This is a genomic window from Pseudomonas sp. C7.1, assembly GCF_056312395.1.
Genome location: NZ_JBWDTL010000003.1, coordinates 3159739 through 3184355, shown reverse-complemented (window position 1 = coordinate 3184355; position 24617 = coordinate 3159739). Strand labels below are relative to the sequence as shown.

Annotated in this window: 22 protein-coding genes, 1 tRNA gene and 1 pseudogene; 18 read left to right on the top strand and 6 right to left on the bottom strand. The window is 61.2% G+C overall.

Annotation, left to right across the window (positions count from 1 at the left end; translation table 11 throughout):
• Nucleotides 1–187: 187 nt before the first annotated feature.
• The 3 genes from asd to AC0T4W_RS18340 all read right to left on the bottom strand — a co-directional run bounded on the left by asd (nt 188) and on the right by AC0T4W_RS18340 (nt 3487).
• Nucleotides 188–1048, bottom strand: a complete 861-nt coding sequence (asd, locus tag AC0T4W_RS18350) for an archaetidylserine decarboxylase (RefSeq protein WP_476321411.1) — start codon at nt 1046–1048, stop codon at nt 188–190.
• A gap of 63 nt (nt 1049–1111) precedes the next feature.
• The gene (locus tag AC0T4W_RS18345) at nt 1112–1927 is read right to left on the bottom strand and encodes a rhodanese-like domain-containing protein (protein WP_476321409.1); all 816 of its coding nucleotides are present in this window, start codon (nt 1925–1927) and stop codon (nt 1112–1114) included.
• 45 nt (nt 1928–1972) lie between these two features.
• Nucleotides 1973–3487: an HDOD domain-containing protein gene (locus AC0T4W_RS18340; RefSeq protein ID WP_476321407.1), complete on the bottom strand. Its 1515-nt coding sequence runs from the start codon at nt 3485–3487 to the stop codon at nt 1973–1975.
• Nucleotides 3488–3606: 119 nt separating this feature from the next.
• Here AC0T4W_RS18340 and motA point away from each other — a divergent pair, with 119 nt between their 5' ends.
• A complete protein-coding gene (gene motA / locus AC0T4W_RS18335) occupies nt 3607–4458 on the top strand; it encodes a flagellar motor stator protein MotA (RefSeq protein ID WP_476321406.1) in 852 nt (283 codons plus the stop codon).
• 8 nt (nt 4459–4466) lie between these two features.
• Nucleotides 4467–5489 carry a flagellar motor protein MotB gene (motB, locus tag AC0T4W_RS18330; protein ID WP_476321404.1) on the top strand — a complete coding sequence of 341 codons (1023 nt, stop codon included), beginning with the start codon at nt 4467–4469 and terminating at the stop codon, nt 5487–5489.
• 122 nt (nt 5490–5611) lie between these two features.
• On the opposite strand, the gene rsgA is transcribed toward motB, so the two are convergent.
• A complete protein-coding gene (gene rsgA, locus AC0T4W_RS18325) occupies nt 5612–6643 on the bottom strand; it encodes a small ribosomal subunit biogenesis GTPase RsgA (RefSeq protein ID WP_476321402.1) in 1032 nt (343 codons plus the stop codon).
• Nucleotides 6644–6762: 119 nt separating this feature from the next.
• Between rsgA and AC0T4W_RS18320 the strand changes: the two genes are divergently transcribed.
• Both AC0T4W_RS18320 and orn read left to right on the top strand, forming a co-directional pair.
• Nucleotides 6763–7536 (top strand): class I SAM-dependent methyltransferase, encoded by a 774-nt coding sequence (locus AC0T4W_RS18320; protein WP_476321400.1) that lies wholly within the window; start codon nt 6763–6765, stop codon nt 7534–7536.
• Nucleotides 7537–7576: 40 nt separating this feature from the next.
• Complete coding sequence (orn, locus tag AC0T4W_RS18315) at nt 7577–8119, top strand: oligoribonuclease (protein ID WP_476321398.1); 543 nt, start codon at nt 7577–7579, stop codon at nt 8117–8119.
• 106 nt (nt 8120–8225) lie between these two features.
• Here orn and queG read toward each other — a convergent pair whose 3' ends face one another.
• The gene (queG, locus tag AC0T4W_RS18310; RefSeq protein ID WP_476321396.1) at nt 8226–9299 is read right to left on the bottom strand and encodes a tRNA epoxyqueuosine(34) reductase QueG; all 1074 of its coding nucleotides are present in this window, start codon (nt 9297–9299) and stop codon (nt 8226–8228) included.
• A gap of 60 nt (nt 9300–9359) precedes the next feature.
• On the opposite strand from queG, the gene AC0T4W_RS18305 reads away from it, so the two are divergent.
• The 14 genes and pseudogenes from AC0T4W_RS18305 to AC0T4W_RS18240 all read left to right on the top strand — a co-directional run bounded on the left by AC0T4W_RS18305 (nt 9360) and on the right by AC0T4W_RS18240 (nt 24369).
• Entirely contained in the window at nt 9360–10859 is a 1500-nt protein-coding gene (locus AC0T4W_RS18305) for an NAD(P)H-hydrate dehydratase (protein ID WP_476321394.1), read from the top strand.
• Nucleotides 10847–11314, top strand: a complete 468-nt coding sequence (gene tsaE, locus AC0T4W_RS18300; protein ID WP_476321392.1) for a tRNA (adenosine(37)-N6)-threonylcarbamoyltransferase complex ATPase subunit type 1 TsaE — start codon at nt 10847–10849, stop codon at nt 11312–11314. The genes AC0T4W_RS18305 and tsaE overlap by 13 nt, the downstream gene beginning before the upstream one ends.
• 82 nt (nt 11315–11396) lie before the next feature.
• Complete coding sequence (locus tag AC0T4W_RS18295) at nt 11397–12752, top strand: N-acetylmuramoyl-L-alanine amidase (RefSeq protein WP_476323789.1); 1356 nt, start codon at nt 11397–11399, stop codon at nt 12750–12752.
• 17 nt (nt 12753–12769) lie between these two features.
• The gene (gene mutL / locus AC0T4W_RS18290) at nt 12770–14647 is read left to right on the top strand and encodes a DNA mismatch repair endonuclease MutL (protein ID WP_476323786.1); all 1878 of its coding nucleotides are present in this window, start codon (nt 12770–12772) and stop codon (nt 14645–14647) included.
• 33 nt (nt 14648–14680) lie between these two features.
• Entirely contained in the window at nt 14681–15625 is a 945-nt protein-coding gene (gene miaA, locus AC0T4W_RS18285; protein ID WP_476323783.1) for a tRNA (adenosine(37)-N6)-dimethylallyltransferase MiaA, read from the top strand.
• A 101-nt stretch (nt 15626–15726) separates the two neighbouring features.
• Complete coding sequence (hfq, locus tag AC0T4W_RS18280; RefSeq protein WP_090249679.1) at nt 15727–15987, top strand: RNA chaperone Hfq; 261 nt, start codon at nt 15727–15729, stop codon at nt 15985–15987.
• Nucleotides 15988–16001: 14 nt separating this feature from the next.
• Nucleotides 16002–17303: a ribosome rescue GTPase HflX gene (gene hflX / locus AC0T4W_RS18275; protein ID WP_476321390.1), complete on the top strand. Its 1302-nt coding sequence runs from the start codon at nt 16002–16004 to the stop codon at nt 17301–17303.
• A gap of 96 nt (nt 17304–17399) precedes the next feature.
• On the top strand, nt 17400–18557 hold the full coding sequence (gene hflK / locus AC0T4W_RS18270) for an FtsH protease activity modulator HflK (RefSeq protein ID WP_476321388.1): 1158 nt from the start codon (nt 17400–17402) through the stop codon (nt 18555–18557).
• Nucleotides 18557–19426 carry a protease modulator HflC gene (gene hflC, locus AC0T4W_RS18265; RefSeq protein WP_476321386.1) on the top strand — a complete coding sequence of 290 codons (870 nt, stop codon included), beginning with the start codon at nt 18557–18559 and terminating at the stop codon, nt 19424–19426. Before hflK ends, hflC begins: the two co-directional genes overlap by 1 nt.
• Nucleotides 19427–19526: 100 nt before the next feature.
• Nucleotides 19527–19712, top strand: a complete 186-nt coding sequence (locus AC0T4W_RS18260; RefSeq protein WP_476323780.1) for a DUF2065 domain-containing protein — start codon at nt 19527–19529, stop codon at nt 19710–19712.
• A 37-nt stretch (nt 19713–19749) separates the two neighbouring features.
• Entirely contained in the window at nt 19750–20937 is a 1188-nt protein-coding gene (locus AC0T4W_RS18255) for an ATP phosphoribosyltransferase regulatory subunit (protein ID WP_476321384.1), read from the top strand.
• A gap of 64 nt (nt 20938–21001) precedes the next feature.
• Complete coding sequence (locus tag AC0T4W_RS18250; protein ID WP_476321382.1) at nt 21002–22297, top strand: adenylosuccinate synthase; 1296 nt, start codon at nt 21002–21004, stop codon at nt 22295–22297.
• Between the two features lie 284 nt (nt 22298–22581).
• A pseudogene (locus AC0T4W_RS18245) lies at nt 22582–23511 on the top strand (HAMP domain-containing protein); the annotation flags it as partial.
• Nucleotides 23485–24369, top strand: a complete 885-nt coding sequence (locus AC0T4W_RS18240) for a methyl-accepting chemotaxis protein (protein ID WP_476323777.1) — start codon at nt 23485–23487, stop codon at nt 24367–24369. The pseudogene AC0T4W_RS18245 and the gene AC0T4W_RS18240, both read left to right, overlap by 27 nt.
• 105 nt (nt 24370–24474) lie before the next feature.
• Here AC0T4W_RS18240 and AC0T4W_RS18235 read toward each other — a convergent pair.
• Nucleotides 24475–24561: transfer RNA gene (locus AC0T4W_RS18235), tRNA-Leu, on the bottom strand.
• Nucleotides 24562–24617 lie beyond the last annotated feature (56 nt).

Genomic DNA, 24617 nt, shown 5'->3' with positions numbered 1-24617 from the left:
GAATTATGTTTCGACTTTAGCAGCATCTCGCGCCTCCCGCAGCCATGGCCTTGGCGGGTTGCCAAGCTGGTGCGGCATGCAAACCATCTGGAATTAATTGTTGTGACTGGTTTTCATGGGCAGAGGTTCACGCCGATCAGTTGTCCCGGCACTGTCCGCATGGACTGACAGTACCGGCTTTGGCGGGTTAGCCGCGTGGTGCGGCGAGGCGCTGACCCATTTGCACCGGGCTGTTGGCGGCCAATTCTGCGGCCCATTGCACCTGCTCAGGGCCAAACAGCACGATGGCGGTGGAGCCCAGCTTGAAGCGCCCGAGCTCTGCGCCTTTTTCCAGCATGATTGGCGCGCGTGCCGCTTCGTCGTAACTGAATGTTTTCAGCGTGCGTTTTGGTGGCGTGACCAGGCCCGCCCAGACGGTTTCGATTGAGGCCACGATCATCGCACCAACCAGTACTACAGCCATCGGGCCGCGCTCGGTGTCAAACAAACAGACCACACGCTCGTTGCGTGCGAACAACTCGGGCACATTCTCTGCGGTGGTCTGGTTGACCGAGAATAGCCGGCCTGGCACGTAGACCATTTCTTTCAGCGTGCCGGTCAGCGGCATGTGCACGCGGTGGTAATCCTTGGGTGAGAGGTAAATGGTGGCGAAATCACCGCCCATAAAAGCTGCAGCGCGCTGGCTGTCGCCGCCCAGCAATTCGATCACGCTGAAGCTGTGGCCCTTGGCCTGGAATACCCGGCCTTGTTCGATTTTACCCAGCTGGCTGACTGCGCCATCGGCCGGGCAGAGCACTGCGCCGGGGCTGCTGTCGAGCGGGCGGGCGCCGTCTTTCAGGGCGCGGGTAAAGAAGTCATTAAAATGGGCAAAGGCGGTCAGGTCTTCGACCTGAGCTTCGCTCATGTTGACTTGGTACTGCTTGGCAAACCAACTGATCAGGCGGTTCTTGAACCAGCCCGCGCGGCATTCAGCGGCGCAGCCGATTAGGTGCGAGAGCAGGTGATGCGGCAGCAGGTACTGGCTGAGGATAAACAGACGATCTTTCATTGGCGTTCCTTAAAAAGGGTTGACGGTCTGCGGGTGCTTAGCAGGTAGTTTTTCAACAGCCTGCTAACGCTCGACCGGAGTGTCCGGGTGGTTGCCCCACTCGCCCCAGGAGCCGGCATAGGCCTTTACCCGTGGATAGCCGAGGAGCTTGGCGACCAGGTAGGTGAAGCCGGAGCGATGGTGGGTTTGGCAGTGGGTGATGATTTCTTTTTCGGCGGTGATACCGAGGCTGTTTAGCTGTGCCTGGATGTTCTGGCGAATACGCAGCGCGCGCGCGGGGTCCATACCTGCGGTCCATTCGAAGTTGATGGCGCCAGGGATATGCCCGGCTTTTTGCGCCAGGACTTTCTCGCCGCTGTATTCACTGGGTGCGCGGGCATCCCAGATGGCCAGGTCGGCGGCGCCGAGGCGGCTTTGCAGGTATTCGCGAGTGGCTGTAGGTGCCGGATCGATGCTCAGGCTAACGGCTTGCGCGCCCGCTTGCGGCACTGCCGTGCTGAACTCGCGTTCTTCTGCCAGCCAGGCCTGCAGGCCGCCGTCCAGATAGTGGTAGCGCGTGTGGCCAATCACATCTAGCAACCAGATAAAGCGTCCGGCCCAGCCGCCGCCTTCATCGTCATACACCACGTAGACTGCACCGGGGTTATGCCCCAGTTCGCCGAACAGTTGCTCAAGTTGTGCTTGCTCCGGCAGCAGACCGGGTGCCGGCGGCTGGCCCAGCTGAGTGCGTTTGGGGTCGACAAAACGTGCGCCGGGGATGTGCCCGGCGGCGTAGCGCGCGCTGCTGGTCAGGTCGACCAGGATCAGCTCGGGCGCATTCAGGCGGCTGGCCAGTTGCGCGGGTTCGATCAGCAAGGGCAACTCAGCGAAGGCGGTCATGCCGGGCCTCTTTTGGCGGGGAAGGGACGGATTGTAGCGGAAAGCCTAGCGGCTGCGGCTGGCAAAGCTGGCCAGGGCGCGCTCAATGCATTGCACGGTTTTGCCGAAGCCCTGCACGCTGGTATCGCTTAGCGCCCGGCCGCCCTGGTCGGCTAACAGCAGCATGATCACGCGGTTGTTGCTGGCGATGGAGCGGATCAGCAGGTGTTCGCTGGGGAACAGGCTTTTCAGCGAGCCGGGCAGCATCGCGGAAAACTGCGCGATGTTGGCCGGGGTCAGTTTGAGTTGTGCCGGGGCGCTGAGCAGGCGGCGCAACACTTGGCTTTGCTGCGGGTCAAGGCTGAGGCTGGCGGCGGCTTTGTCCAGGCCGCTCTGCTGCTGAGTGATCAGGCGCGTGTGGTTGCGGTCGGCCAGCAGAATCAGCACACGCTGCATACCGCAGGCCTGGATGGCTTGGTTGGCGCAGGCGGTGAGCTGCAGCACATTGGTAAATGCACTGGGTTGGGCGAGCAGTTGCGCGCATTGCTGGCGCCACTCGCTGACGACAGCAGGCTTGGGCTGCTCGACTGTGGCTTGCAGGTGCCGCGCCTGCCACGGCCAGAGCAGCGCTTCGGCCGGGTGCCAGAGGTCGTTGCCGGGAATTTGCCGGGCGCTGCTGACGGCGTTCTGGTGCAGCAATTGCTGCACGTTATCGAGCGGCAGTTGCAGGAATAAACCGGTCAGGCGCTGCCAGCGCAAGCTGTGCGCGCTGTTCCAGGCGTAGTGCGCAGAAAGCGCCAGGCCGTTGGCCAGCAAAATGCTGTTAGCTGGATGAGTCAGCCAGCGGCGCAGGTTGTTGTCGGCGTCGAGAATTTGCTGCTGGTGTAGTGGGTGCTCATTGTCGCGGGCGATATGCAGCGCCTTGACCAGCAGGCGCCGGTCGCTGACCAGCAGGCGATAACCTTGGGTGATCCATTCCGGCAAATGCCACTGCTCACTTAGGGCCAGGCACAGCTTCAGCAACGGCACGCCCAGTAATTCCTTTTCGACCTTGGCTGCCGCCTCACCCTTAACCAGCACGCGCTGCTCCCAGACCTCGAACAGCTCAGGATGGGCGGCGAGCAGGGTCCAGATCGGTGCAAGAAACAGCAGGCTACCCCAGTGCACTTCCTGCCATAGGCGTGCCAGGCGCCCGGCAAACAGACCGTTGGCCTGGTGGCTAGCATGCTGGCTGATCAGCTGGATTTGCCTGAGCGCTTTGGGCAGCTCCTGCTCGGGGAGGGCAGGCAGCTGATGGAGTAGATCTTCGGTGCGCTTAATGCCGAGGCGGTTGATAGCGGCTTCGAGGCTTTCGGTCTGCTCGCTCAGCCCGCTGCTTTTGCGGTTGGCTTCACGCAAGACGCTGAGTGCCAGCGCTGGGCAGCCCTGCATCAGGTCTGCCAGCTCACGCATCGAGCGATTACTGTCTGCCAGGGCGCGGCGCAGTTTTTCTTGGCTGTCGATGGAGGCAGGCAATAGTTGGCTGTCCAGCTGCTTGAGCCAGTCTGTCAGGGTGCGCGGATAGTGGGTGGGCTTTGGCATGGGGGTTGAGACAAGCTGGCTTTTGACCTTAACTGGCTATAGTCTCGCGCAAAACTTCCGATAAATAGAAGGGTTGTTTTGCAAAGCCCCTTTCTACCCTCTCTGGCAAGTCTCTTTCTATGGCAAAAATCATCGGCATCATTGTTGTATTCGCCAGTGTGTTGGGCGGCTTTATCCTCTCCGGCGGCCAGTTCATGTCGTTGGTCCATCCCTTCGAGGTGATGATCATCGGAGGTGCGGCACTGGGGGCTTTTCTGCAGGCCAACCCGGGCAGCGCCTTTATGCATGTGTTCAAAAAGTCGCTGAGCATGTTCAGCTCGCGCTTTACCCATGCGTACTACCTTGATGTGCTCAAGCTGCTTTACGAGATTCTCAACAAAAGCCGCCGTGAAGGCATGATGGCCATTGAGGCCGACGTCGAAGACCCCGCTGCCAGCCCGATTTTCAGCAAGTTTCCTGGCATCCTGAAAGACCAGCAGATGACAGCTTTTATCTGCGATTATCTGCGCATCATGTCGTCTGGCAACATGGCGCCGCATGAGCTTGAGGGGCTGTTCGATATGGAAATCGCCAGTCTCAAAGAAGAGATTGAGCACCCTGCGCATGCCGTGGCCAAGGTGGCCGACGGTATGCCGGCCATGGGGATCGTGGCGGCGGTGCTGGGCATTGTGATCACCATGTCGATTCTCGCCGAGGCCGATAACGCAGAGATTGGTGAGAAGGTCGGTACCGCTCTAGTAGGTACCTTCCTCGGGATTCTGGCGTCCTATGGCTTTTTCGGTCCGCTGGCCGGTTCGCTGGAGCATGATGCCAAGGAAGAGTTGAACGTGTACGAAGCGATCAAGGCCGGCCTGGTGGCCTCGGCCTCGGGTATGCCACCGTCGTTGGCTGTGGAGTTTTCCCGCAAGGTGCTTTATCCAGCGCATCGTCCTAGCTTCGCAGAGCTTGAACAGGCCATGCGTGGGAGCTAAGACACAGCATGGAAAATAACCAGCCGATTATCGTCAAGCGAGTTAAAAAGGTTGCTGGCGGCCACCACGGTGGTGCCTGGAAAATTGCCTTTGCTGACTTTGCCACGGCGATGATGGCGTTCTTTATGGTGATGTGGTTGATGACCACGGCAACGCCGGAGCAGAAAAAACTGATATCCGGCTACTTTCAGGACCCTGTCGGATTCTCGGAAAGTGCCAGCCCCTATGTGATTGACCTGGGCGGTACGCCCACGCCCTCGCCTGATCGCACCCTCAATGATCAGCCTCAGGAAGAAAAGAGCCCGGCCGAGGACGCGCAGGCGGACGTAGATAAGTTGCAGGCCGAGTCGATAGCCGAAGAAGTCGAGCGTGAGCGCTTGGAGCTGTTGCTGCAGGAGCTGCAGAACAAGGTTGAAGAAAACCCTCAATTGCAGAACTTCAAGGATCAGATTCTTTTCGAGATCACCCAGGATGGCCTGCGTATCCAGATCATGGATGCTGCGAATAGGCCGATGTTTGCCTCCGGTAGCGCGCGCTTGCAGCCCTATTTCGAAGACATTCTGCTGGCCATGACTGACACCATCGCCGCAGTGCCGAACAAAATCAGCGTCAGTGGCCATACCGATGCGGCGCCCTTTGTCGGGCGTGGTGGCTACGGTAACTGGGAGCTGTCCTCTGATCGCGCCAATGCGGCGCGGCGTGTGCTGATTGCTGGCGGCTATGACGATGAACAAGTGGCGCGGGTGGTCGGCTACGCGTCCTCGGCCTTGTTTGACCGGGAGGCTCCGCTCAATCCGGTCAACCGGCGTATCGATATTGTGGTGCTGACCAAGAAAGCCCAGCGCGCCATCGAGGGCGAACAGAGTGATGCCACCACAGGCGATGCGCCTGCAGAGCCAGGCGCTGAACCTGTGGTGCCGGATACAGCTGCGCCAGCCGCGCCAGGCGATCCCTTGCCCGGTGCGCAGTTGCGCGAGCGCTTGAATATCTTCGAGGAAGGCGTGTTGCAGTTCGATCAGCCCGCTGAATGAGCTGCGCTGCAGGCAAAGGGCCGCGATATATCGCGGCCTTCTTGTTGATGTGTCTGCCCTTCCTGGCTGACACCCTACGGGCCGTCGCGGCGCGACGTTAAAAATCGCTCCCGGCGATTTTCTCAGTACTCGGCTTCTGGCAGGCTAGCCAGGATTTGCCGGTAACTGGCCATGCGCTGCGGGTGCAGGCGACCGTCTTCCAGGGCTTTGAGTAGGGCGCAGCCCGGCTCGCGGTCGTGTTTGCAGTCGCGAAAGCGGCATTGGCCGATCAGGTCGTGAAACTCGATAAAGCCCGCTTCGACATCGTCGCGGCTGACATGCACCAGGCCGAATTCGCGAATACCGGGTGAGTCGATCAGCTCGCCGCCGCCGGGGAAGTGGAACAGGCGTGCGGTTGTGGTGGTGTGAGTGCCCAGACCGGATTGCTCCGAAAGCGGACCCACGCGGGTGTCGACATCGGGTAGCAGGCTGTTTACCAGCGAGGATTTACCCACCCCGGACTGCCCCACAAACACACTGACATGCCCGTCAAGCTGCTGCTTGAGTTGCTCCATGCCGTCACCCTGATGCGCCGATACCTCCAGCAGCTGATAACCCAGCTGACGGTAAACGCCGAGCATGGCGTTAAGTGCCACAGCGTTTTGCTCATCAATCAGGTCGGCTTTATTCAGCAGTAATAGGGGGCGGATACCGGCGTGCTCGGCAGCCACCAGGTAACGGTCGATCAGGTTGGCGTGTGGCTCAGGCAGCGGCGCGAAAACAATCACGAGCAAATCGACGTTGGCCGCTACCGGCTTGAGCTGGCCGCGAGGGTCCGGGCGACAGAGTTCGGTGCTGCGCGGCAGTTGCGCGACGATTACGCCAATGCCCTGGTTGCCGGCGCGCCACACCACTTGGTCACCGGTGACCATGGTCGGCAGGTTGGCGCGTAGGTGGCAGCGAAATACCTGGCCGGCCAGTTCGCCATCCAGTGCTTCAACTTCGATCTGCACGCCGAAGTGAGCGATCACCAGGCCGGTTTGTTCCGGGCCGAGGTCACCGCCCTCAAGCGTTTGTACAGCCTGCGACTCGCGCTTGGCGGCGCGGGCGGCACGCTCGCCCTGGATTTTTTCGATACGCCAGTTTTGCCGGCGGTTGAGTTGGCGTTTGGCCATGGGTCTTCCGAGAGTTGAATTGAGCAATAATCGGTCGCGAGTCTAGCACGGGCTGCCTATTGAGCTGCTGGCGCGGCTAAACTGCGGCGCATCATCGGTCTGATGGTTGAGGGGTCTGCATGCTGCGCGTTGTTCGCCAATACCCGGCGTTGCTGGCTTTTTTTGCCCAGTTGGGCGCGACCTTGCTGATTGGCCTGGCGCTGTATCTGACGGCCCAGCTGTCGCCCTGGCGGCCGACCTGGTTGGCTGCCGGCCTCTTACAAGGCTTGCTGGCGGCCACGCTGGCGCGCTACCTCGGGCTGTCGCGCTGGTGGTGCGGGTTGAACCTGCTGTTCGTCCCGGCACTGCTGCTAGCCAGTGGTGCGCCGCTGCCGTCCTGGGTGTTTCTAGGCGGCTTTGTTTTGCTGTTGCTGCTGAACTGGAACAGTTTTGGTGAGCAGGTGCCGCTGTACCTGACCGGTTCCGGCGCGCGCCGCCAGCTGTGTGCGTTGCTCAGCGAACAGCCCGCCTCGTTTCGCTTTATCGACCTGGGTTGCGGCCCGGCCGGCACCTTGCTGAGTTTGGCTCGCCACTATCCGCAAGCGCAGTTTGTCGGGGTGGAGACCGCGCCGCTGTCTTTTGCCATCGCCTGGTTGCGCGCGTTGCCACGGCGCAATTGCCAGATTCGCTACGAAAACCTCTGGCGCAGCAACCTATCTGCGTTCGATGTGGTGTATTGCTTTCTGTCTCCTGCGCCGATGCCCGAGCTGTGGGTCAAGGCCTGCGCGCAGATGCCTGCCGGCAGCCTGCTGATCAGCAACACCTTTGAGGTGCCGGGGCAGCCGGCGGATCAGCAGATCGAGTTGCACGACTGGCGCAAGTCACGGCTTCTGTTGTGGCGCATGGGCGGCTGATTTATTCGTTAAACTGTCGGCCTTAGCCGAGGAGCCCCGCATGCAAAACCCGCAGAACCTGATCTGGATCGACCTGGAAATGACTGGCCTGGAGCCCGAAACGGACGTCATCATCGAGATGGCCACCATCGTCACCGACAGCGACCTCAACATCCTCGCCGAAGGCCCGGTGATTGCCGTGCACCAGAGTGATGAGCTGCTCGCCGGTATGGATGAGTGGTGTACCCGCACCCATGGCCAGAGCGGGCTGACCCAGCGCGTACGTGAAAGCACGATTGGCCCGGCCGAAGCGGAGGCCATGACCATCGCCTTTCTCGAACAGTGGGTGCCGAAGGGCAAGTCGCCGATCTGCGGCAACAGCATCGGCCAGGATCGGCGCTTCCTTTACAAATACATGCAGAACCTGGAAGCCTACTTCCACTACCGCTATCTCGATGTCTCGACTCTGAAGATTCTCGCCGGCCTATGGGCGCCGCAGGTCAAAGAGTCATTCCACAAGCAAGGCACGCACCAGGCGCTGGACGATATCCGTGAGTCGATTGCCGAGCTAAAGCACTACCGCCAGCACTTCCTCAAGGTGTGAGGGGCAGCGAAGAGGTCCTGGGGTTCGATCGCCGGTAGGTTGGTGCTGAGCGTAGCGAAGCCCAGCATTTGCTGGTATGGCATTTTGGGCTTCGGCGCTGCGCGCCTCAACCCAACCTACGGTCTTGGTGCCGTGCCAGTGCCCACTCAACGTGCTCGCGCACCAGCTCGGACGGATGCTCGCGGCGTGCCTTTAGTGCTTCCAGTACCGGGATGCTGGAGGGCGCGTTGCCCAGGCCTACAGCCAGGTTGCGCAGCCAGCGCTCGTAGCCGGCGCGGCGCAGCGGTGAGCCTTCGGTACGGCTGAGAAACTCCTCCTCACTCCAGCAAAACAGTTCGGCCAGCTCGGCATTGTCCAGGCTGTGGCGCGGCTGGAAGTCGCCCTGGGTTGTGGGTTTGGCGAAGCGGTTCCATGGGCAGACCATCTGGCAGTCGTCGCAGCCGAACACCCGGTTGCCGATGGGCGCGCGCAGCTCAAGGGGGATCGAGCCCTTGAGTTCAATGGTCAGGTAGGAAATGCAGCGCCGCGCATCCAGCACATAGGGGCCGACAAAGGCGGCGGTCGGGCAAATATCCATGCAGGCCGTGCAGCGCCCGCAATGTTCGCTGGCGTGGGGCGGGTCCACTGGTAGCGGCAGGTCGACAAACAATTCGCCGAGAAAGAAGTAGCTACCGGCCTTGCGGTTAAGCACCAGGGTGTTCTTGCCGATCCAGCCGAGCCCGGCCTGTTCGGCGATGGCCTTCTCCAGCACTGGCGCGCTGTCGACAAAGGCGCGGTAGCCGAATGGGCCGATCTGCTGCTGAATGCGTTCGGCCAATTGTTGCAGGCGTTTACGGATCAGCTTGTGATAATCGCGGCCCAGGGCATAGCGCGACACGTAGGCTTTTTCCGGCTGAGCAAGGCGCTGCGCCATCTGCGTGTCGCCGGGCAGGTAGTCCATGCGCAGCGACACCACGCGCAGAGTGCCGGGCACCAGTTCATCCGGGTGGGAACGTTTGCTGCCGTGGGCGGCCATATAGTCCATCTCGCCCTGGTAACCGGCGTCCAGCCAGCGCTGCAGGTGCGCTTCGTGTTCACCCAGTTGCACATCGGCAATCCCGACCTGTTGAAAGCCCAGCTCGCGGCCCCAGTCTTTGATCGACTGGGCGAGGGCGGCAAGGTCAAGGGTGTCAGTGTTCATATGAGGGCGGGTAACCGGGGCGCAGGTGAGTATAATTCTGCCAGACATCGGAGCCGACGCATGCTGCATTCGCCTGACAATTTTCCTCTGCCGCTGTACAGCGCCGCACAAGTGCGCGAGCTGGACGCGCGATTGATCGCTGCCGGCACGCCGGGTTTCGAGCTGATGAGTCGCGCTGCGCATGCCATCTGGCGTGCCCTGCGCCGACGCTGGCCGGATGCGGGCGTGCTGACGGTGCTGGCCGGACGCGGCAACAATGCCGGTGACGGCTACCTGGTGGCGGCCCTGGCGCTGCGTGCGGGCTGGCGGGTGCAGGTGTTGGCGGTGGGTGATGCGGCGCAGTTGCAGGGCGATGCCGCTCTGGCCCGTGATCAGGCGCTGGCAGCCGGGGTGGCGGTGCAGCCTTGGCGCGAGTGCGCCGAGCTGCACGGCGTGGTGCTTGATGCCCTGCTAGGCACGGGCCTGCAAGGGGCAGTGCGCGAGCCCTATGCCCAGGCTATCCGCCTGTTAAATGTCAGCGCTCTGTCGGTGCTGGCGGTGGATATTCCCTCCGGGCTCTGCGCAGATACTGGTCAGGTGCTGGGTGTGGCGGTACGTGCAGAGCTCACGGTAACCCTGATCGGGTTGAAGTTGGGCCTGTTTACCGGGCAGTCGGCGGATTATCGGGGCGAGTTGCAGTTTGATAATCTCCAGGCCGACGCGGCCCTGGTTGCGGCCCAGGCCTTTACCGCTCAGCGCCTGACGCCGGCCAGTCTGCCGCAGTTACCGGTGCGTTCGCCCATCGTACACAAAGGCCAGTTGGGCCATGTGCTGGTGGTCGGCGGGGACCGTGGCTTTGCCGGGGCTGGTCTGCTGGCGGCGCAAAGTGCGCTGCGCGCGGGTGCCGGGTTGGTCAGTCTGGCGACCCGTTGTGAGCATCTGCCTGCTGCGCAAGCACGCTTGCCCGAAGTAATGGCCGCTGGAGTGGCCTCGGCCAATCAGCTGCTGGCGCTGGGTGCCAATGCCAGTGTCTGGGTGGTTGGGCCGGGTCTGGGGCAGGGCGCTTGGGGGCGCAGCTTGTTGTCGGCGGCTGCGGCCAGTGATGCTGTGCAGGTCTGGGATGCCGATGCGCTGAACCTGTTGGCGCAAGCGCAGGTCCAGTTACCAGCGCTTGCCGTGCTGACGCCGCACCCCGGCGAAGCGGCGCGCTTGCTGGGGATCAGTACGGCCGAGGTGCAGGCGGATCGGCCGGAGGCGGCCCGCGCCTTGGCTCAGCGTTATCATGCAGTGTGCGTATTAAAAGGCGCAGGTAGCCTGATTGCCGTACCGGATGGCGGCTTGTGGTTGTGTGATCGCGGCCATCCATTTATGGCCGGTGCCGGCTTGGGCGATGTGTTGGCTGGGTTTATCGGCGCCTTATTGGCTCAAGGGCTGTCAGCGCTTGAGGCGGCTCAGCTGGCGGTTTATCTGCATGCGTGCGCCGGCGAGCAGTTAGCGCAGCAGGGCCGTGGCCTTGCGGCCAGTGATTTGTGTGGAGTTATTCGTCAATTGTTGCAGGAGCAGTCTGCGTGTCTGAATTAGAACTGTTTGCCGCCGATGAAGAGGCAATGCTGGCGTTGGGGGCGCGCATCGCCGAGGCGACTGGCGGTGTTGGCGTGATTTATCTGCATGGCGATCTTGGTGCCGGCAAAACGACCCTGTCGCGCGGGATTATTCGTGGCCTGGGCCATGTTGGTGCGGTGAAAAGCCCGACCTTTACCTTGGTGGAGCCCTACGAGATTGGCGCGTTGCGCGCCTTTCACTTCGACCTCTACCGTCTGGTCGATCCCGAAGAACTGGAGTTTCTCGGCATTCGTGATTACTTCGAAGGCGATGCCTTGTGCCTGGTCGAGTGGCCGCAGCGCGGCGCAGGCGTTTTGCCAAAGCCTGACCTGGACATTACCATTAGCCCGCATGGGGCCGGCCGGGCGCTGCGTTTGCAGGCGCAGGGCGAACGTGGCACCACCTGGTGCGCCGCTTTGGCCGTCGGGGCATGAATCATTTGTGGGGTTGGTTATGCGCATAGGCGCGCGTTTCATCGCAATTGGAGTGGCATTGTTAGCCCTGGCTACTGATGTAATGGCCGCTTCGGATGTGCGCAGTGTGCGGCTGTGGCGTGCACCAGATAACACCCGTCTGGTGTTTGACCTGTCCGGACCGGTGCAGCACAGCGTGTTTTTGCTGTCCTCGCCCAATCGCATCGTGATTGATGTCAGCGGTGCCAAGCTGGCGACCAGCTTCGATCAGCTAACCCTGAGCAACACCCCGATCACCGGCGTGCGCTCGGCGCAGCGCACGCCGCAAGACCTGCGTGTGGTCATCGACCTGTCCTCTGCGGTAACGCCGAAGAGCTTTACCCTGGCCCCCAATCAGCAGTACGGCCATCGCCTGGTTGTCGATCTGTTTGACCAGCCAAGCGGTGCGGCGCCCAGCCTGCCTACCACTACTGTGGCGACTGCGCCGCAAGTGCCAGTGACGCCGACTCAGGCACCGCCCAAGCTGACGCCAGTGCCGAATGGCAAACGCGATATTGTGATTGCCATCGATGCGGGCCACGGTGGCGAAGACCCTGGCGCGCTGTCGCCGGTCAAAGGCCGGTATGAAAAACATGTGACCCTGGCGATTTCCAAGGAGCTGCAGCGGCAGATCAATGCCGAGAAGGGCTTTCGCGCCGAGCTGGTGCGTACCGGCGACTACTTTATCCCGCTGCGCAAGCGCACCGAGATTGCCCGCAAGAAGGGCGCTGACCTGTTTGTGTCCATTCACGCCGATGCCGCGCCGCGAGCGGCGGCCTTTGGTGCCTCGGTGTACGCGCTGTCGGATCGTGGCGCCACGTCTGAGACCGCGCGCTGGCTGGCGGACTCTGAAAACCAGTCGGACCTGATCGGCGGCGCTGGCAATGTCAGCCTGGACGACAAGGATAAGATGCTCGCCGGGGTGCTGCTCGACCTGTCGATGACCGCCTCGCTGTCATCCAGTTTGAATGTCGGCAACAAGGTGTTAGGCAATATGGGCCGGGTTACGCCGCTGCATAAGCGGCGGGTCGAGCAGGCCGGCTTTATGGTGCTGAAATCGCCTGACATTCCGTCGATCCTGGTGGAGACCGGGTTTATCTCCAACCCCAATGAAGCCCGCAAATTGTCCACCGCCAGCCACCAGCAGGCCCTGGCACGCTCGATTGTCACGGGCGTGCGGCAGTTTTTCCATGAAAATCCACCGCCTGGAACCCACGTGGCCTGGCTGCGTGATAACGGCAAAATCACCCTCGGTCCGCGCGAACATGTGGTCAGCTCTGGTGAAAGCCTGGCGCTGATCGCCCAGCGTTATCAGGTCAGTCTGGCCGTGCTGCGCAACGCTAATTCGTTGAAAAGTGATGTGATCAAGGCCGGTCAGCGTTTGCAGATCCCCGCGACTGCTCTGGCTGCGCAGCCATGAGCAGTCATGAGCCGTCAGTGAGAGAGACCGCGCGTATCCAGCTGCTCAGCCCACGGCTGGCGAACCAGATTGCTGCGGGTGAGGTGGTCGAGCGACCGGCCTCGGTGATCAAGGAACTGTTGGAAAACAGCCTGGACTCCGGCGCCAAGCGCATTGAAGTGGATGTCGAGCAGGGCGGCGTTAAGCTGCTTAAGGTGCGTGACAACGGCAGCGGCATCTCCCCGGATGATCTGCCCCTGGCGTTGGCGCGCCATGCCACCAGCAAGATTCGCGAGCTGGAAGACTTGGAGCAGGTGATGAGCCTGGGCTTTCGTGGCGAGGCGCTGGCGTCGATCAGCTCGGTGGCGCGCCTGACCCTGACCTCGCGCACCGAAGGTGCCGAGCAGGCCTGGCAGGTGGAGACCGAAGGGCGCGATATGCAACCACGGGTACAACCTGCGGCGCACCCGGTCGGCACCTCGGTGGAAGTGCGCGACCTGTTCTTTAATACGCCGGCGCGTCGCAAGTTTCTCAAGACTGAAAAAACCGAATTCGATCATCTACAGGAAGTGATCAAGCGCCTGGCCCTGGCGCGTTTCGACGTGGCTTTCCACCTGCGCCACAACGGCAAGACCGTGCTCGGCCTGCACGAAGCGCCGGACGAGCAGAGCCGCGCACGGCGGGTGGCCTCGGTTTGTGGGCCGGCGTTTCTTGAGCAGGCGCTGCCCATCGATATCGAGCGCAACGGTTTGCACTTGTGGGGCTGGGTTGGCTTGCCGACGTTCTCCCGCAGCCAGGCGGACCTGCAGTATTTCTATGTGAACGGGCGCATGGTGCGCGACAAGCTGGTCGCCCATGCGGTGCGCCAGGCTTACCGCGATGTGATGTTCAACGGCCGTCATCCGACCTTTGTGCTGTTTCTGGAAATCGACCCCTCGGTGGTCGATGTCAACGTGCATCCGACCAAGCACGAAGTACGCTTCCGCGATGGCCGAATGGTGCATGACTTCCTCTACGGCACGCTGCACCGTGCGCTTGGCGAGGTACGCCCGGAAGATCAACTGGCGGCACCGGCGACGGTCAGCGAGATGCTGCGCCCTACCGGTCAGGCTGCTGGCGAGTTTGGTCCGCAGGGTGAAATAGGCTTGGCCGCTAGCCTGCTGCAACCTGCGCCCAGCACCTCGGTGTGGCGCTCACCCGGTGCCGGTTATCAGGGCGCGCGTCCGGAAGCGGCGTTGCCAGCCGCCGAAGCTCAGGGCGCCTATCGTGAATTTTTCTCGCCGATGGCCACTGCGCCAGCTCCAGCGGGCTTGCCGGATGCCCAGGGTGATATTCCACCCTTGGGCTACGCCGTCGCTCAGCTCAAAGGCATCTATATTCTCGCCGAGAACGTTCAGGGGTTGGTGGTGGTGGACATGCACGCCGCCCATGAACGCATCACCTACGAGCGGCTCAAGGTGGCCATGGCCAGTGAAGGCCTGCGTGGCCAGCCGCTGCTGGTGCCGGAGTCGATTGCCGTGAGCCAGCGTGAAGCCGACTGCGCCGAAGAGCATGCCGAGTGGTTCCAACGCCTCGGTTTTGAGTTACAGCGTTTAGGTCCGGAAACCCTGGCGATCCGCCAGATTCCCGCCCTGCTCAAGCAGGCCGAGGCGACACGCCTGGTGCAGGATGTGCTGGGGGATCTGCTCGAATATGGCACTACCGACCGTATTCAGGCGCATCTCAACGAGCTGCTCGGCACCATGGCCTGTCACGGCTCTGTGCGCGCCAACCGGCGCCTGACCTTGCCGGAAATGAACGCCTTGCTGCGCGATATGGAGCACACCGAGCGCAGTGGCCAGTGCAACCATGGGCGTCCGACCTGGACGCAGATGGGCATGGATGATCTGGACAAGCTGTTCCTGCGGGGGCGTTAAGTGAGTAGTCCATTGCCGCCGGCCATCTTCCTGATGGGGCCGACTGCGGCCGGCAAGACCGATCTGGCCATCGAGCTGGCGCGGGTGCTGCCGTGCGAGTTGGTCAGCGTCGATTCGGCGTTGATCTACCGCGATATGGACATCGGCACCGCCAAGCCGGATAAGGCCACGCTGATTGAGTTTCCTCATCGGCTGATCGATATCCGTGACCCCGCCGAGAGTTATTCAGCGGCCGAGTTTCGTGCCGATGCTCTGGCGGCCATGGCTGAGATCACTGCGCGCGGGCGTATACCGCTGCTGGTGGGCGGCACCATGTTGTATTTCAAAGCACTGCTCGAAGGCTTGGCTGAAATGCCCAGTGCCGACGCGGCGTTGCGCGCCGAGCTAGAGGCGCGCGCCCAGGCCGAAGGTTGGGCGGTGCTGCATGCCGAGCTGCATGCGGTCGACCCCGAGTCAGCTGCGCGCATCCACCCCAATGACCCGCAGCGCTTGATTCGCGCCCTTGAGGTCTATCACCTGAGCGGGCAAAGCATGACCGCTCATCGCCTGCGCCAGGCGGCAGAAAATACTGCCTGCGGCGCATCGGCGGCGCGGCAATTCCCCTATACTGTGGCGCAATTGGCCATTGCCCCGGCGCAAAGGCAGCTGTTGCACGAGCGAATTGCCCTGCGATTTCGCCTGATGTTGGAACAGGGGCTGGTTGCCGAGGTCGAACGCCTGCGTCAGCGAAGTGACTTGCACGTTGGGCTACCGTCTATACGTGCGGTGGGTTATCGCCAAGTCTGGGATTATCTGGACGGCAACCTCGACGCTGAACAGATGCAGGAGCGCGGCATTATCGCCACGCGCCAGTTGGCCAAGCGACAGTTCACCTGGTTACGTGGTTGGCAGCAGGATGTGCACTGGCTCGATAGCGCCGACTGCGACAATCTGCCGCGTGCCTTGAAATACCTGGCAGCGGTCTCCATATTGACCTGAGATCTTGCCGTTGGCCGTCTATCCTTGGGGGTATGACGGCTTTAAGCCGTTCGTTGGGTTACTAAAATTATTGAAAATTGATCCTTAAAGGAGTGCGGCACATGTCAAAAGGGCATTCGCTACAAGACCCTTACCTGAATACCTTGCGTAAGGAACGCGTCCCGGTTTCTATTTATTTGGTTAACGGCATCAAGCTGCAAGGCCAGATCGAATCCTTCGACCAGTTCGTGATTTTGCTGAAAAACACTGTCAGCCAGATGGTCTATAAGCACGCCATTTCCACTGTTGTGCCTAGCCGTCCGGTGCGTCTGCCGAGCGCCAGCGAAACCGAGCAAGCTGAAGCTGAGCCTGGTAACGCCTGATTTAGGAGGCTGCATTGTTCTTCGAGCGCCATGAAGGTGGAGAGCGGGCCATTCTGGTTCATCTGGACGGCCAAAATTCCGAGGCGCGCGAGGATCCGCAGGAGTTTCAGGAGCTGGCCATCTCGGCCGGTGCTGAAACTGTCGCGTTCCTCAGTGTTCCGAGTAATCGGCTGACGGCCAAGTACCTGATCGGCAGTGGCAAAGTTGAAGAGCTGCGTGATCAGGTCAAGGCCGTTGAGGCTGACCTGGTTATCTTCAATCACGTCCTCACGCCCAGTCAGGAACGTAACCTTGAACGTGCTTTTGAGTGTCGAGTATTGGACCGTACCGGTTTGATTCTCGACATTTTTGCTCAGCGTGCGCGTACCCATGAAGGCAAGTTGCAAGTCGAGCTGGCCCAGCTTGATCACATGAGTACGCGGCTGGTGCGCGGTTGGACTCACCTTGAGCGGCAGAAAGGCGGTATCGGTCTGCGCGGTCCGGGTGAAACCCAGCTGGAAACCGACCGCCGTTTGCTGCGTGTGCGGATTCGCCAGATCAAGCAGAAGCTGGAAAAGGTGCGCAGCCAGCGTGAGCAGGCGCGGCGCGGCCGTCAGCGTGCGGATATCCCTTCGGTATCGTTGGTGGGTTACACCAACGCGGGCAAGTCGACCCTGTTCAATACCTTAACCACCTCGGACGTTTACGCGGCTGATCAGCTGTTCGCCACCCTCGATCCCACTCTACGTCGCCTGGAGTTGGATGATCTGGGGCCGATTGTGCTGGCCGATACCGTGGGCTTTATTCGGCATTTGCCGCACAAGCTGGTTGAGGCTTTCCGCGCGACGCTTGAGGAGTCGAGCAACTCCGACCTACTGTTGCACGTGATCGACTCTCACGAGCCCGAGCGCGATCAGCAGATTGAGCAGGTGTTGGCGGTGTTGGGCGAGATCGGTGCCCATGAACTGCCGATGCTTGAGGTGTATAACAAGCTCGACCTGCTTGAGGGCGTGGAGCCGCAGATTCAGCGCGATGCCGATGGCAAGCCGCAGCGGGTCTGGCTGTCGGCGCGTGACGGGCGTGGTTTGCCGTTGCTGCGTCAGGCCATTGCCGAGCTGTTGGGTGATGACCTATTTGTCGCTACATTGCAGCTGCCGCAGCGCCTTGGGCGTTTGCGTGCACAGTTCTTCGCCTTGGGCGCGGTACAGAGCGAGTCGCATGCCGAGGACGGTAGCAGTCTTCTGGCCGTGCGTTTGCCGCGCATCGAGCTGAATCGGCTGGTTAGTCGTGAAGGGTTGAAGCCGCAGGAATTTATCGAGCAACACACTTTGCAATAAAGCCTGCATCAGCGACTTTGCCGCTGGTTGCATGCATTCTGTAGCATTGGCGGGCGCGCCGTGGGCGCGTCTTTGCTTTATCAGATGGAGAGCGCTATGGCTTGGAATGAGCCGGGTGGCAACTCGAATAATCAGGACCCATGGGGTGGCCGTAAGAACGGTGATCGCAAGGGGCCGCCGGATATCGATGAGGCCTTCCGCAAGCTACAGGAGAGCCTGAATGGGCTGTTCGGTGGCGGCAAGAAACGAGGCAGCGAGACTGGTTCGGGCAATGGCGGCGGCTTCGGCTTGCTGTTCGTGGGCCTGGGGCTGCTGGCTGCGGTCTGGCTGTACAGCGCGATCTACGTCGTTGATGAGCAGGAGCAGGCCGTGGTGCTGCGCTTCGGCAAATACTACGAGACAGTCGGTCCGGGCCTGAATATCTACTTCCCGCCAATTGATCGCAAGTTCCAGGAAAACGTCACCCGCGAGCGTGCTTACAGCAAGCAGGGGCAGATGTTGACCGAGGACGAGAACATCATCGAAGTGCCGTTGACCGTGCAGTACCGGGTCAGCAACTTGCAGGATTTTGTGCTCAACGTTGATCAGCCGGAAGTCAGTCTGCAGCATGCGACCGACAGCGCCGTGCGCCATGTGGTGGGTTCCACCGAGATGGACCAGGTGCTGACCGAAGGTCGCGAGCTGATGGCCAGTGAGGTCAAGGAGCGCTTGCAGCGTTTCCTCGACAACTACCGCACCGGTATCACGGTGACTCAGGTCAACTTGCAGAGTGCGGCGGCGCCGCGCGAAGTGCAGGAAGCCTTCGATGACGTGATCCGCGCCCGTGAAGACGAGCAGCGTGAAAAGAACCAGGCGGAAACCTACGCCAATGGCGTGGTGCCCGAGGCTCGTGGTCAGGCGCAGCGCCTGATTGAGGATGCCAGCGGTTACCGTGATGAAGTGGTTTCCCGAGCGCAGGGTGAGGCGGATCGCTTCACTGCATTGGTCACTGAGTACCGCAAGGCGCCAGAGGTGACTCGTGAGCGTTTGTACCTGGATACCATGCAAGAGCTGATGACTAATACCAGCAAGGTGCTGGTGACTGGTGATAAGGGGCAGAACAACCTGCTTTATCTGCCGCTCGACAAGATGATTGATGGCCGCAGCACATCTGCGCCTAGCTCGATATCCGGTGCTGCGAGTAGTGCGGATGCTGGTTCGCGGGTAGCCATTGATCCGCGTCAGGTTGAACTGCGTACAAGGGAGAGCCGTTGATGAGCAATAAATCGCTGATCGCCCTTATTGTTGGTGTGGTGCTGGCGCTTGTCGCCTGGAATAGCTTCTATATCGTGTCGCAGACTGAGCGCGCGGTGCTGTTGCAGTTCGGTCGTATCGTGCAGCCGGACGTGCAGCCGGGCCTGCATGTGAAGATTCCGTACGTCAACCAGGTGCGCAAGTTCGATGCGCGTCTGATGACTCTGGATTCCACCAGCTCGCGTTTCCTTACCCTGGAAAAGAAAGCGCTGATGGTTGATGCCTTTGCCAAGTGGCGAGTGCTGGATGCTGAGCGCTTCTACACCGCGACTTCCGGTATGAAGCAGATAGCTGACGAGCGTCTGGCGCGTCGTCTTGAAGCGTCGCTGCGTGACCAGTTCGGTAAGCGCACCCTGCATGAGTCGGTGTCCGGTGAGCGCGATGCGCTGATGGCAGATGTGACCGCCTCCTTGAATCGGGATGCGCAGAAAGAGCTGGGTATCGAGGTGGTGGACGTGCGCGTCAAAGCCATCGACCTGCCGAAAGAAGTTAACCGCAGTGTGTTTGATCGCATGAGTTCCGAGCGTGAGCGTGAAGCGCGCGAGCACCGCGCTAAGGGTAAGGAGCTGGCCGAAGGTATTCGCGCCGACGCCGACCGTCAGCGTCGTGTGTTGCTGGCCGATGCCTACCGTCAGGCGGAAGAGCTGCGCGGTGAGGGTGATGCCCAGGCTGCGGCGATCTATTCCAAGGCCTATGGCATGGACCAGGAGTTCTACTCGTTCTATCGCAGCCTGAGGGCTTATCGCGAGAGCTTCGCCGATAAGCGTGACGTGCTGGTGCTGGATCCGAGCAGCGACTTCTTCCGCTATCTGGAAAAGTCCAAGCCTTAAGTCATCACCCCGGCGGGCCGCCGCCGGGGTGATCCTTGTGGAAAACGTGGTATGCTGCGGCAGCCGGGAAAATCCCGGCTTTTTTGCGTCTGTGGGAAGCATGTGGCAGGAATTGGGCATCGCGTTGTGTCTCGTCCTGGTGCTGGAAGGCATCCTGCCCTTCCTGTGTCCGCGTCATTGGCGTGACATGCTTTTACAACTGATGCAGTTGTCTGACAGGCAGCTGCGTCTGCTGGGGTTGGCCAGCATGCTGCTGGGCACAACCGTTCTTTATTGGCTTCACTGAAGGCTTGTGCCGCCCGGTTCAAGAGGGGAATGGCGAAATGGCAACGCTAGACCGCTGGCTGCTGCCAGATGGCATCGAAGAAGTACTGCCACCGTACGCAGGGCGTATTGAAGTGGCGCGCCGCCAGGTGCTGGATCTGTTCCAGCGCTGGGGCTATGAATTTGTGGTCACCCCGCATATCGAGTACCTGGAATCGCTGCTGACTGGCGCGGGCCAGGACCTGGATCTGCGCACCTTTAAGGTGACCGACCCGCTGTCCGGCCGGCAGATGGGCTTTCGTGCCGACATCACGCCGCAGGTGGCGCGCATCGATGCGCATACCCTGCGCCGCGAAGGGCCGAGCCGTCTGTGCTACGCCGGTAGCGTGGTGCATGCCCAGCCGCGTGCGCTGACCACCTCGCGCAGCCCGATTCAGTTGGGCGCCGAGCTGTATGGCGACGCTAGCCCTGCCAGTGATGTGGAAGTGATCAGCCTGCTGGTCAATACCCTTGAGTTGGCGGCGGTGCCGGATGTGCACATGGACCTTGGCCATGTCGGTATCTATCGCGGTTTGGCGCGCGCCGCCGCGCTGTCTGGCGAGGTCGAGCAGCAGCTGTTCGATGCGTTGCAGCGCAAGGCGATGGATGAGGTTGCCGAGCTTACTGAAGCCTTGCCGGATGACCTGCGCAAAATGCTGCGCGCGCTCAGCGAGCTGTGCGGTGGCCGTGAGGTGCTGGATCTGGCCCAGGCCTGCCTGGTCGATGCGCCGGATGATGTGCATGCCGCGCTAGATGACCTGATGGCGATTGCTGATGCGCTGAGCCTGCGCTACCCGGAGTTGCCGCTGTACTTCGACCTGGGCGAGCTGCGCGGCTATCACTACCACACCGGTGTGGTGTTCGCGGCCTTCGTTCCGGGTGTGGGCTATGCCATCGCCCAGGGCGGCCGCTATGACGACATCGGCGCCGACTTTGGTCGTGCCCGTCCGGCGACAGGCTTCTCCACCGACCTGAAAACCCTGGTTAGCCTGGGGCAGATGCAGCTGGGTGAAGAGCCGGCCGGTATCTGGGCGCCGGATAACCATGATGTGTTTTTGTGGCAGGCAATTGTGCGCTTGCGCCAGGACGGTCAGCGCGTGGTTCAGGCGTTGCCTGGGCAGGTCGCGGCTGACGCCGGGGCGGTAGGCTGTGATCGTCAGTTGCTGTTGCGTGATGGCCGCTGGCAGTTGGCTGCGCTGACAGCCTGAGTGGTCGTGCGAAAAGTTTCCGTCGGCTATGACCGGCATCAAGTTTGCGAAGAGGGTTAGTGTTATGGGTAAGAATGTCGTAGTCCTGGGCACCCAGTGGGGCGATGAAGGCAAGGGCAAGATCGTCGACCTGCTGACCGAACAGGCTGCAGCTGTTGTGCGTTATCAGGGCGGTCACAATGCTGGTCATACCCTGGTGATCGACGGCGAGAAGACCGTTCTGCACCTGATCCCCTCCGGTATCCTGCGCGAAAACGTGCAGTGCCTGATCGGCAACGGCGTGGTGGTCGCGCCCGATGCGCTGATGCGTGAAATCATCAAGCTGGAAGAGAAGGGCGTGCCGGTACGTGAACGCCTGCGTATCAGCCCGTCCTGCCCGCTGATTCTGCCGTACCACGTAGCCCTCGATCAGGCCCGCGAGAAAGCCCGTGGCGATGCCAAAATCGGCACCACTGGCCGTGGTATTGGCCCGGCTTACGAAGACAAAGTAGCGCGTCGCGGCCTGCGCATTGGTGACCTGTTCCACCGTGAGCGTTTCGCCGCCAAGCTCAGCGAGCTACTGGATTACCACAACTTCGTACTGGTCAATTACTACAAAGAGCCGGCCATCGACTTCCAGAAGACACTCGACGAGTGCATGGAATACGCCGAGCTGCTCAAGCCGATGATGATCGACGTGACTGCTGTGCTGCACGGCATGCGTCGTGAGGGCAAGGACATCATGTTCGAAGGCGCCCAGGGTTCGCTGCTGGACATCGATCACGGTACCTACCCCTACGTCACCAGCTCCAACACTACTGCAGGCGGCATCGCCACCGGCTCTGGTTTCGGCCCGATGTACCTGGATTACATCCTTGGTATCACCAAGGCCTACACCACCCGTGTTGGTTCGGGCCCGTTCCCGACCGAACTGTTCGACGAGACCGGCGCGTTCCTCGCCAAGCGTGGCCACGAGTTCGGTTCCACCACTGGTCGCGCCCGTCGTTGTGGTTGGTTCGATGCGGTGATCCTGCGTCGCGCCATCGAGATCAATAGCATCTCCGGCCTATGCCTGACTAAGCTCGACGTGCTCGATGGTCTGGAAACTATCCGTATCTGCGTCGGCTACAAAGACCAGAATGGCGATGTGCTAGTCGATGCGCCGACCGATGCGGACAGCTACCTGGGGCTGCAGCCGGTGTACGAAGAGCTGCCAGGCTGGAACGAGTCGACCCTGGGCGCGAAAACCTTGGAAGAGCTGCCAGCGGCTGCGCGTGCTTACATCAAGCGTGTGGAGGAGTTGGTCGGTGCGCCGATTGATATCGTCTCCACCGGGCCGGACCGCCACGAGACTATTGTCCTGCGCCATCCATTTGCCTGATAGTCACCGGCAGTGCACAGGGGGTCGCCAATTGGCGGCCCTTTGTCATTTCTGCTTCACGTAAAAATATCCGAGCTAGCCTTTATAAATCAGTTTGCCCGCCGTTATAGGCATTACCGTTGCCAGGAGTGTCTGCCGTGTTTGCCATTATTTCTGTGTTGCGCAGTCGCCTGCTGTTGCCGGTGTTTCTGGCGCTGGGCGTAGCCCTGCTGGTGCAGGTTGTTGTGGCGGTGGCGTTGACCCGTACCACGGTGGCGACGCTTGAGGCTGATCTGGCCAAGGGCATGCAGGCCGATACGGCGCGCCTGGTGGATGAGTTGGCCAAAGCTAGCGATGAGGTGCGTGGCGGTCTGGACAGTCTTTCCTCTAGCACCCAGGCGCAGCTGGCCAAAGGCCTTTCAGCCCGATTGGCCGAGGAGCAGGCGCAGATTCGCGGCGTGCTAGATAGCAACCTCAAGCGTTCGGCTGACGAGTTGGCGCAGCTGCTCTCATCGGTTGCGCCGAAGGCGATCTGGGACGCCGATGTGCCGGCGCTGACCGAGTTGGTGCGCGGCGCTCACCGCAATCCTGAGGTGTTGTTTGCGGTGTACCTCGATGCACAAGGCGCGCGGCTGACGCGTCACCTCAATCGACAGAATTCTCGTGTGCGTGCGCTGATGGCAAAAGGTGAAGGCGGTGGCGCGCTGGATAAGGTGTTGCAAGCAGCCGCCAATGATCCGGGTGTGTATATCGCTGAAGCGTCGATCAGTCCGATGGGCTCAGATATTGGTAAGGTCCTGTTGGGGGTTTCCACTGCGTCGGTGGATGAAGAGTTGGCAAAGCTGGATCAGCGCTTCGTCAGCCTGATCGACAGCAGTGGGCAGCTGGTTTCCGACAGTTTGAGTGGCGCGGCAACCAGCAGCGCGGATGCCTTGGCAGCGCGATTGAGTGTTGCGCGTGAGGCGGCTGGCGCAATGGAGCAGAGCAGTCGCAAGGTGGTGCAGCAGGCGGCTGCCAGTTTGCGCTGGAACATCAGCATGGGCCTGGCGGTGGTAGCGCTGTTGATTCTATTGGTGTTGGCGCTGGTGCTGGGGCGGCGAGTGGTCAGCAAGCTACACACCTTGATTGCGGTGCTGAATGACTGGGCGGCGGGTGAGGGTGATCTGACACGTCGGGTCGAGCTCAATAGTCGCGATGAAATTGGTGATATGGCGGCGGCGGTCAATCGCTTCGTCGCCAAGCTGCAGCCGATTGTGCGTGAGGCGGGCGAGGTGGCGTCGCTTACCGGACAGGAAATCGGCAATCTGGCCTCACGCAGTGCGGCGGCCGAGTCGGCTGCCGGGCGTCAGCGCGATGAAGTGGCGGGCAGTCTGCAGGCGCTGGCGGAAATGGCCGGTGAGGCACAGGCGGAAAGTCAGGCCATGCGCGAGGCGCTGCAGCGCGTTGGGGCGATTCGTCAGGCGGCAGATGACAATGCCGCGATTGCGTTGCGTGTGGGCGGCTCGATTGAAGAGCTGGTGCGGCGTGTGGAAACCGGTGCGGCAGTTATCGAGCGGCTGGCTAAGCAAAGTGAGCAGATTGAAGTGGTGCTGACGGTGATCCGCTCAATCGCCGAACAAACCAATCTCTTGGCCCTGAATGCGGCAATTGAAGCAGCGCGCGCGGGTGAAAGCGGCCGTGGGTTCGCTGTAGTGGCGGATGAGGTTCGCGCGCTGGCCAGTAAGACGCAGCAGTCCACCGGCGATATTCAGACTCATATCGGTGCGCTGCAGCAGGGCGCACGCGAGGCGGTTGAGGCCATTGGTCAGGCTGGCAAGCAGGCGGATCAAGGCCTGGTGGCGTTACGCGAAAGTGCGCGGGTACAGCAATCGGTGCGTGAGGCGGTGGAGGAGGTGCATGGCGCAATCAACATCGCGACCGAGGCGGCAGCACATCAGGCTGAGGGGGCGGATGCGGTGCGTGGGCGCGTCGAGGTGATTCATGTCGAGGCGCAGCGGGCGGCGGAGGCGGTGGCGGCGACGGCAAATAGCGGTCGGGTGCTGGATGGTTTGGCGAAGAAGCTCAAGGCCAGTCTGGGGCAGTTTCGCGTTTAAGCCGATTCAGGGCGGGCGCGTCTAGTCGCCCGTCGAGTTGGTCGCAGCCAGCTGTGTTAAATCGCAGGTAATAAAAAACCGAGCCAGTGGCTCGGTTTTTTGAATTGGTGCCCAGGAGAAGACTCGAACTTCCACGACCGTAAGGTCACCAGCACCTGAAGCTGGCGTGTCTACCAATTTCACCACCTGGGCATTGATTGCAAAACTTGCTTATTTGCGATCAACTACAACTCGGTTAACTTCGTTTC